The 13,715-nt window shown below is 61.1% G+C and carries 12 protein-coding genes and 1 pseudogene; 9 read left to right on the top strand and 4 right to left on the bottom strand.

Going from position 1 to position 13,715, the window contains the following annotated elements; translation table 11 throughout:
* Positions 1–82 precede the first annotated feature (82 nt).
* Entirely contained in the window at positions 83–523 is a 441-nt protein-coding gene (msrB, locus tag RIN13_RS01270) for a peptide-methionine (R)-S-oxide reductase MsrB (protein WP_309105519.1), read from the bottom strand.
* 14 nt (positions 524–537) lie between these two features.
* On the bottom strand, positions 538–1,029 hold the full coding sequence (locus RIN13_RS01265; RefSeq protein WP_309105518.1) for a hypothetical protein: 492 nt from the start codon (positions 1,027–1,029) through the stop codon (positions 538–540).
* Positions 1,030–1,125: 96 nt separating this feature from the next.
* Here RIN13_RS01265 and RIN13_RS01260 point away from each other — a divergent pair, with 96 nt between their 5' ends.
* From RIN13_RS01260 to RIN13_RS01240, 5 genes are all read left to right on the top strand, one after another.
* Positions 1,126–2,430, top strand: a complete 1,305-nt coding sequence (locus RIN13_RS01260; protein WP_309105517.1) for an alpha/beta fold hydrolase — start codon at positions 1,126–1,128, stop codon at positions 2,428–2,430.
* 143 nt (positions 2,431–2,573) lie between these two features.
* Entirely contained in the window at positions 2,574–3,509 is a 936-nt protein-coding gene (locus RIN13_RS01255) for a dihydrodipicolinate synthase family protein (protein WP_309105516.1), read from the top strand.
* Positions 3,510–3,601: 92 nt separating this feature from the next.
* Entirely contained in the window at positions 3,602–4,627 is a 1,026-nt protein-coding gene (locus RIN13_RS01250) for a TRAP transporter substrate-binding protein (RefSeq protein WP_309105515.1), read from the top strand.
* Complete coding sequence (locus tag RIN13_RS01245; RefSeq protein ID WP_309105514.1) at positions 4,624–5,205, top strand: TRAP transporter small permease; 582 nt, start codon at positions 4,624–4,626, stop codon at positions 5,203–5,205. Before RIN13_RS01250 ends, RIN13_RS01245 begins: the two co-directional genes overlap by 4 nt.
* The gene (locus RIN13_RS01240; RefSeq protein WP_309105513.1) at positions 5,205–6,488 is read left to right on the top strand and encodes a TRAP transporter large permease; all 1,284 of its coding nucleotides are present in this window, start codon (positions 5,205–5,207) and stop codon (positions 6,486–6,488) included. The genes RIN13_RS01245 and RIN13_RS01240 overlap by 1 nt, the downstream gene beginning before the upstream one ends.
* Before the next feature lie 39 nt (positions 6,489–6,527).
* Here RIN13_RS01240 and RIN13_RS01235 read toward each other — a convergent pair whose 3' ends face one another.
* Positions 6,528–7,541 carry a LacI family DNA-binding transcriptional regulator gene (locus RIN13_RS01235; RefSeq protein WP_309105512.1) on the bottom strand — a complete coding sequence of 338 codons (1,014 nt, stop codon included), beginning with the start codon at positions 7,539–7,541 and terminating at the stop codon, positions 6,528–6,530.
* Between the two features lie 154 nt (positions 7,542–7,695).
* On the opposite strand from RIN13_RS01235, the gene RIN13_RS01230 reads away from it, so the two are divergent.
* Genes RIN13_RS01230 through RIN13_RS01215 form a run of 4 tightly spaced genes read left to right on the top strand, consistent with a single transcriptional unit; the run spans position 7,696 to position 13,565 of the window.
* Positions 7,696–9,810, top strand: a complete 2,115-nt coding sequence (locus RIN13_RS01230) for a hydantoinase/oxoprolinase family protein (RefSeq protein ID WP_309105511.1) — start codon at positions 7,696–7,698, stop codon at positions 9,808–9,810.
* Positions 9,803–12,040 (top strand): hydantoinase B/oxoprolinase family protein, encoded by a 2,238-nt coding sequence (locus tag RIN13_RS01225; protein WP_309105510.1) that lies wholly within the window; start codon positions 9,803–9,805, stop codon positions 12,038–12,040. Before RIN13_RS01230 ends, RIN13_RS01225 begins: the two co-directional genes overlap by 8 nt.
* A complete protein-coding gene (locus RIN13_RS01220) occupies positions 12,037–12,723 on the top strand; it encodes an RraA family protein (RefSeq protein ID WP_309105509.1) in 687 nt (228 codons plus the stop codon). Before RIN13_RS01225 ends, RIN13_RS01220 begins: the two co-directional genes overlap by 4 nt.
* The gene (locus RIN13_RS01215; protein ID WP_309105508.1) at positions 12,720–13,565 is read left to right on the top strand and encodes a fumarylacetoacetate hydrolase family protein; all 846 of its coding nucleotides are present in this window, start codon (positions 12,720–12,722) and stop codon (positions 13,563–13,565) included. The genes RIN13_RS01220 and RIN13_RS01215 overlap by 4 nt, the downstream gene beginning before the upstream one ends.
* Positions 13,566–13,595: 30 nt before the next feature.
* Here the strand turns inward: RIN13_RS01215 and RIN13_RS01210 are convergent.
* Positions 13,596–13,715, bottom strand: a pseudogene (locus RIN13_RS01210) (Cys-tRNA(Pro) deacylase); the annotation flags it as partial.

Genomic DNA, 13,715 nt, shown 5'->3' with positions numbered 1-13,715 from the left:
GCATAAGAGAGTCTTGGGCAAGGTCTACAGAAAGAGTCATCCAGATCAAGAGGAGTGCTGGGTGAAACCGGACCGGCGCCCTTTAGCCCTCTTCGGTGTTGACCAACCGCAGCGAAACCGAGTTGATGCAGAAGCGCTGGTCTGTGGGGGTTTCATAACCCTCGCCCTCGAAGACGTGCCCGAGGTGCGAATCACAGGTGGCACAGCGCACTTCGACACGGTCCATTCCCATGCTGCGATCGTGGATGTACCGTACTTTTCCCTCCGCCAAGGGCGCCCAGAAGGAGGGCCAGCCGCAGTGTGAATCGAATTTTTCCTTGCTGGTGAACAGTTCCGTCCCGCAAGCCCGGCACTGGTAGACGCCCTCGGTGTGGGTGTCCCAGTATTCGCCGGTGTAGGGCCGCTCGGTTCCGGCCTGGCGCAGCACCCGGTACTCTTCCGGCGAAAGTTCCCGGCGCCATTCCTCGTCGGTCCGGGCCGCAACGGGCGCCTCGCTGTTGCCGTGGTCTCCTTGAATGCTCATACCCTGGTCAACGTCTAGGAGTCGCCGATAAATCCCGAACCTGCGTAGAGATGGAGCACAGGCAGTCCCAGCCTGTCCTGGGCCTTGTTGGCCCAGTCAGTGTGGAAAGTGTCTGCTATTGCATGGGGGCGGGTAATCACCACAGCCTGACTGGCACCGAGTTCCTTGACCTTGGACACAAGTCCGTCGACAGCGCGGCCATCCACCACCTCGCCTGTCACGCCTGCGCCCACTCCGGACAGAGCGGCAAGGGATACAGCAAGGGTCTCAGCGGCCTCAGCACGTTCAGACTCGGGATCGGGAGTGTGTGCTGTCAACTCCCGGAAAGCCTTGGCGATCTCCAGCAACGACAAGTGCTCGAGGAAATCTACGAGCATATGACGCTCGGTATTGGCCGGAACAAGCACCACCAATGGAATATCACCGCCGTCCACAAGGCGTTCAATGTTGACGCGGTCATCCGCACCCAGCGGTTCTTCTGTCATGATGACGATCGGATCGTTCATGACCTCAGCCTAGTCCGGCCACATCATCACTGCAGTACATGCGGCTGCGGCATGTCCGGAATGTGTCAGATGTGAGTTAGCGGTAAGAATGGTTGCATGGCATTTCTGCTGCGCCGCCCCGAGACCCCCCGCGCTTCATTGCGCCCCTTCCCGGGCACTTCAGCAAAAGACCGCTCGACGGCGGGATCGAAGTCCCTGAGTGCCAAGTGGGCACTGAGCGGAGTGATTGCAGGTTCGAGCCTGGCAGGTCTGATGGGGGCTGGTTCCTCTGCCCTCGCCCTGTATTTCGCGCGGAGGGTGATAACCCCTGCCCGTATCCGTGACGAGAACCAGGAAATCCTTGCCGTCATTCGCGAAGGCAACCGGCAGCAGGTCATCCTCGACGCGACTGATGACGCCATTGTGGAAGGGGTCTACGGACTCTTCTTTGACAGCGGCCGCGGCCATGCCCGGATCGGCAGGATCCTGTCGTATTCGCCCGCGGAGCGCACGGTGCTTCGTGAAGTGGAGGCGGTGTACAGCGGTGATCTTGCCACTGCCAGGCGTGGTTGGTGGAGTGGGGTTGCCTACCCCGATCCCGCCGCTATCGGCCTCCCCTCAAAGGAGGTGCTGATTGATGTCGACGGCGGATCAGCGCCGGCCATCACGGTTCCGGCCGGGCCGGCAACGGACATCTGGGCCATCATGGTGCACGGCAGGGGAGCCACCCGCCAGGAGGGATTACGGGCCGTCCACACAGCGAGGGAGCATGGCCTGACCAGCCTCCTGATCTCCTACCGGAATGACGGCCTGGCACCATCTGCACCTGACGGACGGTACGGGCTCGGCTCCACGGAATGGCGCGACGTAGAGGCTGCTATTACTTATGCCCTCTCCAATGGCGCCAAAGAGGTGGTCCTTTTTGGTTGGTCCATGGGCGGGGCGATTTGTCTTCAAGCCGCCGATTTGTCGCGCTACCGGCACCTGATCCGTGCCATGGTCCTGGATGCTCCCGTGATCAACTGGGTGGAGGTTCTGGCGCACCATGCCCAAATTCATCGCATACCGTCTGGCGTCGGCAGGTATGGCCAGCTGATGATGAGCCACCGCTTGGGCCGAAGGCTTACGGGACTCGCGGCTCCCGTGGACCTCAAAGCCATGGACTGGGTGGCGAGGGCTGTCGAGCTGCGGACTCCGACTCTCATTATCCACAGTGTGGACGATGAGTATGTGCCCTACGGACCTTCGGCAGAGCTCGCTGAGAAGAACCCCGAGATGGTCACCTTCGCAAGCTTCAGCCGGGCCAGGCACACCAAGGAATGGAACGTTGATCCCCAGCGCTGGGAGTCGCTGGTTTCGGCATGGCTGCGGCAGCAGCTGGCGCCCAGGACGAACCCGGGAGCAGTGGTTCCGGAGCCGTAGGGCCATAAGGGGGCTGGCCCAAAAGGGGCGGGCCAAGGGTCATGGCCCGGAGGGACTAAAGGCCCTCTTGACAGTGCGCACACGCTGATAGGTATCCTTTTTTCAATCCGCACAATCGATTGCGCTGAGAGAGGGAAGTGAGCATGGAACAGGTCAAACTGGAGGGCGTGGTCACTGCAGTCGTGACGCCTTTTAACGACGACGAATCACTGGATCTCGCTTCGCTGAGGTCATATGTTGACCACGTCGTGAACGTTCCGGGCGTAAACGGGATACTCACCTGTGGGTATTCCGGTGAGGTCACAAGCCTCAACCGCGAGGAGCAGTTGCAAGTTGTCAGTGCAGTTGCCGAGGTGGTCAATGGCAGGATTCCAATCCTGACGGGAGTGGAACCCACATCGACCAAGGACACCATCTCTTTCGGCAATCAGCTCAAGGATGCCGGGGCGACGGTGCTCCAAATCAACACGCCGTTCTACAACATCCTTCGGCGGGGGTTCATCAACAATGAAGACGTCGTCGTGAAGTTCTTCAAGGACCTCGCCGAGGGCATCGACATGCCAATGACAGTGTTCCAGTATCCGGTGTCGTCCGGAGTCAACTACCCGGCAAAGACCATTGCCCGCCTGGCCGAGATCGAGCATGTCATCGGTATCAAGGAAGCAACCTCGATGGAGACCTACGAGGCCGACTACAAGGCTGTGCAAGGCAAGACGGCAGTGTTTGCTGATAACAACACCTACACACTGCTTGGCATGCTGCTGTATGGATCGCAGGGATCCATGGTGGGCATTGGAAACGTTGGCGTTCACTTGTGGACCCAGCTCTACCGACTTGTCTCAAGCGGGGATCACACAGCGGCCGTCGAGCACATGAACTCCAGGATCGTGCCGCTCATCAACACTTTCAGCCGCGACCTGGGGCAAACCAAATTCTCATTCATTGCCCGGGTGAAGGAGGCGCTCGTCCAGATGGCACTCATACCAGGAGGAACCACGCGCGCCCCCGAGCCGGCCGTCACACAACAAGACAAGGAAGAGGTTCGTTCAACGCTGATCGAGGTAGGTCTGCTCACCTGAGCGTCGCGTCCGCCGTCGAAAACAGCCGGCTGGGCGACCCCTCATGAGCACCTGTGAATCGTCTACACGGATCAAGTGCAAGGAGAGGAAAATTGCGTACCAGAAAACACGGCATTGCTACAGCGATGCTCGCGGCCACAGCACTCGTTCTCACGGCATGTCAGGGTGGCGCTCCAGGAGGGGGCAACTCTGAGGAGATTCGTGAGCGGAAGCTCGTCTTCGCCCTGATTACTCCCGAATCGTTCCCCTATTTTGACGGCGCGGAAAAGTTCAAGCAGGTAGTGGAAGAGAAGACCGATGGCAAGATCACCGTTGATGTCTTCGCTGGCGGACAACTGGGCCAGGAACGTGATATCAACGAGTCGATTTTGGACGGTTCGATCCATGTCGGTGTGGGTGCCGGGGCGCTCGCAACTCTCGCGCCGGTGATGAACCTGCTGGAATTGCCGTTCCTCATCCAGGACCAGGCGCACATGCAGCGCATCGTTGACTCGCCGGCAGCCGATCAGCTTGCGGAGCGCATCCGCAACGAAGGCAAATTCCATGTGCTCGACTGGTTCAGCACGGGAGACAGCTCCATTCAGACAGTGGATGTCCCGATCAGTGAACCCTCCGACCTCAACGGACTCAAGCTGCGCTCCATCGAGAATCCCGCGCTGACGGACGCACTCCGGGCCCTGGGCGCGAACCCTACGCCAATGCCCTATGGGGAGGTCTACACCGGGATCCAGACGGGAGTCATCGAGGGTGCAACCCTGGACTGGGGCTCCGTCAACTCACTGAAGCTCTTCGAACTGATCAAGCATGCCACTGCTCCGGAGGCGGCATTCCTTGCGGAGCCCCGGCCGGTCATCGTGTCAGCAGATTTCTGGGACACGCTGAACCAGGCTGAGCAGGAGGCTATCTCCGAGGCCATGACCGAGGCTGCGACGTACGAACGCCAGTTCTTTGTGGACCTGCAGGAGGACGCCATCGCAGCGGTGAAGGGTGCCGGCGTACAGGTATCCGAGATCAATGAGCAGGCCTTCCTGGAGATTCTCGAGCCCGTCTGGAACAAATGGGCAGCCGATCTGGATGCAGAAGAGATGCTGAATACCATCCGGGATTTGAGGGAATGACCTTAGAACCTGCCCGCAAGGCCGAGAGCGGAAGCGACCCACCCTCCCGGTCCACCCCAGGGGCACGTGTGGTGAAGGGGCTGGATCGGGTTCTCGGCCTGGTGGACAAGGTCCTGCTCTGGGTCTGCAGTCTGCTATTCGTCGGCGTCGTGGGAGTGGTGCTCTCATCGGTTTTCTTCCGCTACGTGCTCAATGCCTCACTGAGTTGGGGCGAGGAGCTGGCCCGATACCTGTCAATCTGGCTGGTATTCCTGGGGCTTGCCTGCGCACACCGGCGCAGCGAGCATCCCGCGCTCCAATCCCTGCTTGGCAGGATCCCCGGTTTCAGCCACGAGGTAGCGAGGAGGATCGGCGAATTTATCACGGTCATCGTGAGCGTCGCTGTCGTCTGGTACGGGGCTGAGGGGACAGCTGCCAATTTCGATCGGAATCAGGTGAGCCCGGCGTTGCAGATCCAGATTGCGTGGGCCTATCTGGCAATTCCGGTGGGGTTTGCCCTTATGGGGTTGCAAGGGATTGTCCGCATGTTCTCGACGGTCCCTCCTCCGCCTGCTGACCCTGAACTGGAGGAGATCTGATGCCTGGCATTTTGATTGGCGGATTCGTTGGCCTGATGTCCCTGGGTGTGCCGTTGGCGATAGTCATCATCGGAACCGGGCTTATCTACATCATGCTGGCAACCCCTGCGCCGTTGACTGTAGTTGCCCAGCGGCTGTTCGTGGGAATGGACGATTTCACTCTGATGGCCATTCCGCTGTTCGTCCTCGCAGGTTACCTCATGAACGAAGTCGGGCTTACTGAACGGCTCGTCCGGCTTACGCGGTATCTCCTGCGAAAGATTTACGGGGGGCTGGCCCAGGTCGCCGTACTGGTATCAATGGTCTTCGGCGGAGTCAGCGGTGCTGCTGCAGCCGATCTCGCGGCAGTTGGCATCACCATGATTCCCGAGATGCAACGGGACGGGTACAAGCGGGAGTTCTCGGTGGCAACGATTACGGCCGCTTCGCTCATGGGCGCCGTCATTCCGCCCAGCATCCCCTTTATCATTTACGGTGTTCAAAGCCAGACTTCCATCGGGGACCTGTTCATCGCCGGCATCATCCCTGGAATCCTGATCGGTGTCACCGTCATGATCACCAACTTCGTGCTTCTGAGGCGGCAGGGCTTCGTTACCCCGAAATTGCGTCCTGACCAGGTGCTGGAGGGAAAGGACCTGGCGATTTCCGTCCGGGACGCGCTCATTGCGCTCTTTATGCCGGTACTCATCATCGGCGGTATCCTCGGAGGAATCTTCACTCCAACCGAGGCGGCGGCGGTGGCCGTTTTCTACGCTCTCATCGTGGGCCTGGTGTACCGCACACTGAACGTGGAGAAAGCCCTGCATGTGCTTCGAGCTTCAGTGGTCATGACCGCTACGGTCATGATCATCGTTGCCTCGTCGTCCGTGCTCAACTGGGCGCTGGCTTACTCGCGCCTGCCAGGCCTCGTAGCGGAAGTAATGTTGTCGATCACCGACAGCCAGACCGTGTTCCTGCTGATTGCCCTGATTGTGCTGCTGCTGGTGGGTATGCCGCTCGACCCGGTTCCCGCAATCATCATCGTTACCCCTGTGCTGTTGCCCGCCGCGATCAGTTATGGCGTCGATCCCGTGCACTTCGGAGTCGTCACCGTGCTCGCCCTCACGCTGGGACTGGCCACCCCGCCTGTCGGGGCAAGCCTTTTTGTCGCGATGTCCATCAGCAAAGTGCCGATGGGGCGGCTCTCGGTGGCAGTCACGCCGTTTATCATCGCGCTGCTGGCGCTGACCGTTCTTATTACCTTTGTTCCACAGATTTACAACTGGCTCCTGGTCGGGGGATAGAGCTTGCGTCTATCGGCTCCTCCAGTGTGCCTGGTCACGCTAGGACCGGGAGAACAAGGACGACTCCCGGGGAATAAGCTCGGGAACTTTCACGATCGATTCGACAGGCTTGCCGTTCATCAGAGCCAGGAGAAGGTCGACGGCGGCGCTCCCCATGTCCAACAGGGGAACCCGGACGCTCGTGAGGGGGATGGGAAGGAGCGAACTGACTTCCGAGTCGTTGTAGCCAACCACGGCGACATCCTCAGGGACAGCGAGCCCGCGTTGGCGGGCGGTGGCCATGGCGGCGAGTGCACTGATGTCATTGACCGCAAAGATGGCTGTCGGGCGCTCGGGGAGGCTCAGGAGCGCTTCAGCAGCATCACCAGCCGACCGGGCGTCGAACCGCCCCTCCTGCATCAATTCAGGACCGATGGGCAGGTCTGCTTCCTCGATTGCACGCCGATAGCCACGCGCGCGGCTGTCCGCTGTGCTGACGGTCAGCGGACCGCTGATGTGGCCAATGCGATGATGGCCCTGCTCAATGAGGTGGCGGGTCGCGAGATAGCCGCCAAGTTCGTCGTCGCCGGTCACCGCCGGGTAGGCACCGGACCTGCGGTTGAGCAGCACGAACGGAACACCGCTTCGCTCTATCTCCGCGAGGTATTCGTCATGGATCTTTGCTGTGGCAAGGATCAGACCGTCCGTTCGTCTGTCCATCAAACCCTTGATCGCGGCATTGCCCTTTCCTCCGACCTCCGCTCCCGCCGTCAGTGTGTCATACCCGAATTCCGTCGCCCGGATTTGCGCGGACTCAAACATCTGAGCGAGCACGTAGTCGGTGAAGCGGGGAATCGCCAGTCCGATCATCATGGCCCTCTTGGTACGGAGGCTCTGCGCCCACGGGTTGGGTTCGTACTGAAGCTCAGCCGCGGCTTTGTGGATGCGATCAACCGTTTCCTGCGGTATCCGCGACTCCTGCAGACCGTTGAGGGCACGGGAGACGGTGGAAGGATGCACGCCTGCCGCCTCAGCGATGTGCTTGATTGTCGTCTTGCGATTAGTTGATTCCATGCTCTCTCTTTCGCCCAACTTCATTCGCTTCCACCACATCCAAATGTACTGCTGCCACAGATCTTGACCCCCGGGGTTCTTCGTTTGTATATTAGCGCAAACGATTGTGCACCATGGAAGATCCAGTCCTTGCGGCAGTCATGGAGGAAGCAAAATGCCTTTCGTTATTGGGGTCGACATCGGCGGGACATTTACCGACGTCGTCGTTCTTGACCGGACAACCCAGCGCGAAGTGATCGCTAAGTCGCCCACTACGCCGCCGGACCTGATGGAAGGGCTGCTCGACGGCGTGACGAGGGCCGCGGAACAGTTCGGGCTTTCATTGTCCGAGCTGCTGTCAGAGACCGAGCGCTTCTCGCATGCGACCACACAGACCACGAATGTGATGTTTACCTGGCAGCAGGGCGCCGTGGTCGGCCTTCTTGCAACGAGGGGCTTCGGCGATGAGATCCTGATTATGCGTGCGCGTGGCCGGGTGGCAGGGCTTGGGCTCACTGAGCGCCGCCACTTGCGGGCGACCGATAAACCGCCGCAGATCGTCACACGGGAAAGGATCGTCGAACTTCCCGAACGGGTCGACCGCTCCGGTCGGGTTATCGAGCCTCTTCGGAGAGAGGACGTAGAGTCCGGCGTCCGGAGCCTACTTGACCAAGGAGTCACCTCGTTCGCCGTCACGTTGCTGTGGAGCCATCAAAGGCCAGAGCATGAGCAGCTGGTGCGCGAGGTGATCCGTGACTTAGCCCCTGACGCGCACGTCTCGTTGTCCAGTGAGATCTCGCCGGTTACGGGGGAATACGAGCGCACATCGACGACGGTGGTTAATGCATTCATAGCACCGACGCTGGAGAAGTACCTTGAGCGACTGAATCAGCGCCTCACGGAGGAAGGCCTGCTCGTTCCCATTCTCATTTTCCAGGCAGGCGGAGGAGTGAGCGATATCCCGTCGGTTCTCCCTGTGAGCACCATCGAGTCCGGCCCGGCCGGTGGGATGGTTGCCGTGCAGAAGCTGGCGGCGGCCATGAAGCAGGAGCGCGTCATCGCTACTGACGTGGGTGGTACTACCTTCAAGGTTGGCCTCATCGTTGATGGCCGCTGGTCGATGGCCCCGGAGACCATCATCAACCAATACACGCTGCTCTCGCCCATGATCGACGTCGTGTCCATCGGCGCTGGCGGTGGAAGTATCGCCTGGGAAGACGCCGGGCGCCTGCGGATCGGTCCGGAGTCAGCTGGGGCATCACCTGGGCCGGCCTGTTACGGCTGGGGAGGTACGAGGCCAACGGTCACCGATGCGGACGCCGTGCTCGGCTACCTTGACCCCACACGGTTCCTCGAGGGCCGGATCCAGTTACGGCTCGACCTGGCAGAGACCGCAATCAAGGATTACATCGCCGATCCACTCTTCGATGGGGACGTCGTGGCGGCAGCGGCAGGGATCCGCCGAGTAGTGGACTCGCAGATGGGGGATCTCATCCGCAAGGCAACACTTGAGCGGGGTTATGACCCCCGTCAATTCATACTGGCAGCGTATGGCGGAGCGGGACCTGTGCACGCGGCGTCCTATGCCAGGGCAGCCGGAGTGTCCCGCCTGGTGATTCCGCTCAGCGCTACTGCCTTCTCCGCCTATGGTGTGGTGATCTCGGACACTATCCGCACCGTTCAGCGGTCCATCAGCACTGAAGCCGGACGCGACGACGAGGTACTGGTCAGAAGCTTCGAAGACGTCGCTGAGAACGCCATCGCCGCGCTCAACGCCCAAGGCGTCACCACCGATCGGATCGGCATTACGCGGTGGGCGGATATGCGCTATGAACGGCAACTGCACGACGTCCGTGTGCATCTGCACGGAGACGATGCAGTCAGCGGCTCAATCGTTGATGCCTTCACCAAAGCGTTCGGCGAGCGCTATGAAGTGCTGTTTGGAAAGACAGCCCGGCTGAAGGATGCGGTGCCTCGTATTCTGCGGATAGGGGTCGATGCAACTGCCGCCAGCGGGATCGAGGTGGGGCAAGAGGGGGCCGCTCCCGCCATAACGCAGCTGGACACTCCGATGCACCGCCGCGATGTCTACTGGCCCGAGAAGGGTGGCTGGATTACCACCGCTATCTACTCCGGCAACCAATTGGAGATTGGCCACGACTTTTCGGGACCGGCAATCATCGAACAACCGGGTACCAGCGTCGCAGTTCCCCCAGGAGCGACTGCGCAGGTCGACGAACTGCGCAACCTGATTATTTCCCTCGAGGCTGCAGGAGAAACCGATGACTGAAAAAATCGACCCGGTGCTGTTCGAGGTGGTGTGGCACCGTTTGCTCGATATCACGGAGGAAATGGGCATCAAGTACATGCGCACCTCCGGGTCGCCGATCCTCGTCGGCGCCTATGATGCCAGCACTGGCATCACGTTACCGGACGGGAAGCTGGTTGCCATGGGCCCGTATATCTCGACCCAGGCCCATGTACTAAGGCTCATCGTTGGCTCGGTCATCAAGCAACGCGAGCAGCATCCCGGCATCAACCCGGGGGACATGTTCATCTGCAATGACCCGTACCTGGGGGCGACGCACCAACCGGATGTCGCCACTGTCGCGCCGGTCCACCATTCGGGGGAGCTTCGTGCCTGGGTGGGCTCGTCGGGCCATTGGCTCGACATTGGCGGCAGCGAACCCGGGGGTTTCAACATGACCGCCAGGTCGGTCTTTGACGAGGGGCTCCGCCTTCCGCCGACGAAAATCGTAGAAGCCCACGAGATTCGGGAGGACATCGTCGACCTCATCATGGCCCAGGTGCGCGAACCCCTGGCCGAACTGGACCTGCGGGGGCAGCTTGTGGCCAATGAGGTCGGGCGCACCCGATTGCTGGAGGTTGCCGACGAGGTGGGGCCTTCTGTTGTTGATGAGGTAATGCGTCGCGGCATCGGCCATGTTGCCGGGCGGATGCGTTCCCGGCTCCGGTCGTTGCCGGACGGTCAGTGGCGCGAAGTGCAGTATCTGGACCACGATGGACATAAGCAAAACGTCCGTCAGATCGTTTGCACCCTGACGAAGACAGGCGACCACCTGACCCTCGACTTTGCAGGTTCCGACGCGCAGGTGGAGGGCTTTGCCAACACTGCGTTCGGAGGGCTTCGGGCGGCCGTCTTATCCGGCGTCTGCATCGCGCTTGGGTACGACCTGACATGGAACGACGGCGCTGCCGACTGTGTCGAGATCAAGGCGCCGCCCCGCACCATCGTGACTGCCGAGTTCCCCACCCCGGTGTCGATGTCCACCATCTCCGCAATCATCGTCACATTGAACCTCGTGCTCGTTGTGCTGTCCCGAATGCTTCTGGCCAGCCCAAAGCACCACGAGCAAGCGATGGCCAGCTGGTGTGCCACCTCCCTTGGCGTCTCCATGGTGGGAGTGAACCGGGACGGAACGTTCACAGTCGCCCCCGAAGCGAGCCACTTTGCTGCCGGAACAGGGGCGAGAACGTATGCAGATGGAGTCGATACGGGCGGGATCATCATCAACACCACTGCGAACATCCCCTCGATCGAAGCGACAGAAGACGCCTACCCGCTTCTGTACCTGTTCCGTCGCCAACTGACTGATTCCGGTGGAGCCGGCCGCTTCAGGGGTGGAGTGTCAGGTGAGGTGGCGATTGTTCCCTACGAGGCCAAGGGCCCGCTGTCGACATCTTTCGCCGGAGTGGGATCGCTCACCCCGAACGCCATCGGATTGGCCGGAGGGCTGCCCGGCGCCACCGTACGCTACCTTCGGTTCCTCGACGCTGCCAGGCTTGACCAGGAGACGGAAAACACCGGTCTCGTCGGGACCCTTGGCCAGATCCAGGGCGAACGGACGGTTGGCCCGCTCAACAGTTCGAAGATCGAATTCGGTCCAAACACCGTGGAGTATCACAACTGGCAAGGCGGCGGCGGATTCGGGGATCCGCTGGACCGGGATCCGGACAAAGTGCTCAAAGACGTTCGAACGGGGCTTGTCTCCGCAGATGAGGCAGCCAGGACCTACGGCGTTGTCCTGACCGCCGGAAACACCCCCGAGCCGGACCGCGAGCAGACCGACGTCACGCGACAGGAACTGCGAAAGCAACGTTTGGACAGGGCCATGCCCTTCGTCGAGAAGCATCCGCTCCCGGGGGTGCAATGGATGGCCGCCACTGATCCCGGGAGTGGTGCTGAACGTGAAGCGGTGCACTATTGGGACATTGTTGCCATCGATCACGGGAGGGACACCATGTCTTGTGTCAGATGTGGCACTATTCTCGGCCCGGCCGCCGCCGATCTGCGGCCCGGCTGCGTTTACGAAGAAATGCCCGCATCCATGATTGGCCCCATTCGCGGAGAGGACTACGCCGAGGGGGAGGAGGTCATGGTTGCCATCCGGTACTTCTATTGTCCGGGTTGCGGGCGGCGGCTTGAAGCAGACCTCGTCGTCCCCGGCGGGCCAGGCCCCGCCTCCAACATTGCCCGTGGAGGGGTGATGGATGCATGACTGGGGAAACCATGCCAGAGGAGTGGCTTGCCTTCGGCACGCCTGCAATCTCCGACAGCAATGGGCGCCAGGGGATCATGTCCTCCCGCATCCGTCCCCAAACGGGCAGCGGACTGGTTGGCCGTGCTTTTTGTGTGCGGGTTGTGGTGGGTGACAGCGGTTCCCTGCACCAGGCCCTTGAGGTTGTCCCGTCAGGCGCCGTGCTCGTGGTGGATGCGGGCGGATTCGCTGACCGGGCAGTTTGGGGAGAGGTGCTGACGGTTGCTGCCCAACGTCGGGGAGTGGTGGGGGCCGTTATTGACGGGGCTATCCGTGATGTCGCGGGAATCCGTCGGCGTGGCTTTCCGGTCTACAGCGCGGCGATCTCTGCCGCCGGTCCGCACAAGGCATGCGGGGGCACCTGGGGCGCAGGCGTTTCGTGCGGGGGAGTCAGCGTGAACACAGGCGACCTTGTAGTGGCGGACGAGGACGGTGTGGTTGTTGTTCCGTGGGAGTTGCGGGAAAACGTTGCCGCCTCCACCCGCGCCACCGTCAAACGCGAACAGAAACTCATAGCTCAGGTCCTGGACGGCCTCAGTACGGCCGAGTTCTTCGGCCTGGGGCGTGGTCCCGTGGCTAAGGAAGACGCTGCTGTGATTCAGGTAAATGCAGCAAGCGCCGGACAGTCAGGAGAAACAAGATGAGAATTGCACGAACAATGGTCGACGGCGGCCCGGACTTTATTGTCAGCGATGATTCAGGCAAGTGGACGTCTCTGACCTCACTCGGTCTAAGCTACCCGGACACCCGGGCACTCATTGAAGACATCAACAACGTGCACAACCGCTTGGCCGGGACAGTGCCCACCCTCGAGGTGGCACAAGAAGAGCTTCTCAACCCCGTCGTCCGCCCGGGCAAAATTCTGGCCGTTGGCCTCAACTACGCAAGTCACGCGCAGGAGACGGGAGCCGTTCCGCCCGAGCAGCCCCTCATCTTTGCGAAGTACTCCAGCTCGCTCAACGGACCTTTCGCTGATGTCGTCATCGGTCCGCGGGTAACGGATCAGGCCGACTACGAAGCCGAACTGGCGGTCATCATCGGCAAGCCGGCGAAGCGTGTCAGCCCCGAGGATGCCGCCGCCCACGTTTTTGCCTATGCCGTGGCCAACGACGTCTCCTCCCGTGACGCTCAGAAGTCAGACGGGCAGTTCTCCCGCTCGAAGAGTGCCGACACGTTCTGCCCGATTGGCCCGTGGCTGACGACGGCAGAAGAGATTCCTGATCCCTACGACCTGAGTGTCACCTCCACCGTGAACGGGGAGGCGCGCCAGACTGGTTCCACCGCCGACATGATCTTCAACATCAGTGAGCTGATTTTCTATCTGGCGACCACCATCACTCTTGAAACCGGTGACGTGATTCTTACAGGCACACCACCCGGTGTCGGCCTCGGATTCAAGCCTCCCCGTTTCCTCCAGCCGGGAGACGTTGTGGAATGCGGCATCACGGGGCTCGGCACAATCCGCAACAGGTTCGTCGTCGATTAGGGGACCGGGACCAACCATCGCGGGTGCCTGCTACCGGCCCGTTCTGATCGGTGCCGAGATGGCTCCCGTGAGCCGGATCAGGTCGCGGGGATCCAGTTCGATGTCCAGGCCCCGGCGGCCACCGGAGACGAGCACTGTTTCCTGTTCCAA

Source organism: Arthrobacter sp., from assembly GCF_031179985.1.
GTDB lineage: Bacteria > Actinomycetota > Actinomycetes > Actinomycetales > Micrococcaceae > Arthrobacter.
The sequence above is the reverse complement of the archived record's forward strand: the minus strand, read 5'-3'. Positions and strand labels throughout refer to the sequence as shown.

Bases quoted from the DNA above. Each gene is read 5' to 3' on its own strand.
- msrB (WP_309105519.1), bottom strand. From the start codon at position 523: ATGAGCATTCAAGGAGACCACGGCAACAGCGAGGCGCCCGTTGCGGCC.
- RIN13_RS01220 (WP_309105509.1), top strand. From the start codon at position 12,037: ATGACTGGGGAAACCATGCCAGAGGAGTGGCTTGCCTTCGGCACGCCT.
- RIN13_RS01230 (WP_309105511.1), top strand. From the start codon at position 7,696: ATGCCTTTCGTTATTGGGGTCGACATCGGCGGGACATTTACCGACGTC.
- RIN13_RS01260 (WP_309105517.1), top strand. From the start codon at position 1,126: ATGGCATTTCTGCTGCGCCGCCCCGAGACCCCCCGCGCTTCATTGCGC.
- RIN13_RS01240 (WP_309105513.1), top strand. From the start codon at position 5,205: ATGCCTGGCATTTTGATTGGCGGATTCGTTGGCCTGATGTCCCTGGGT.
- RIN13_RS01265 (WP_309105518.1), bottom strand. From the start codon at position 1,029: ATGAACGATCCGATCGTCATCATGACAGAAGAACCGCTGGGTGCGGAT.
- RIN13_RS01215 (WP_309105508.1), top strand. From the start codon at position 12,720: ATGAGAATTGCACGAACAATGGTCGACGGCGGCCCGGACTTTATTGTC.
- RIN13_RS01225 (WP_309105510.1), top strand. From the start codon at position 9,803: ATGACTGAAAAAATCGACCCGGTGCTGTTCGAGGTGGTGTGGCACCGT.
- RIN13_RS01235 (WP_309105512.1), bottom strand. From the start codon at position 7,541: ATGGAATCAACTAATCGCAAGACGACAATCAAGCACATCGCTGAGGCG.
- RIN13_RS01255 (WP_309105516.1), top strand. From the start codon at position 2,574: ATGGAACAGGTCAAACTGGAGGGCGTGGTCACTGCAGTCGTGACGCCT.
- RIN13_RS01245 (WP_309105514.1), top strand. From the start codon at position 4,624: ATGACCTTAGAACCTGCCCGCAAGGCCGAGAGCGGAAGCGACCCACCC.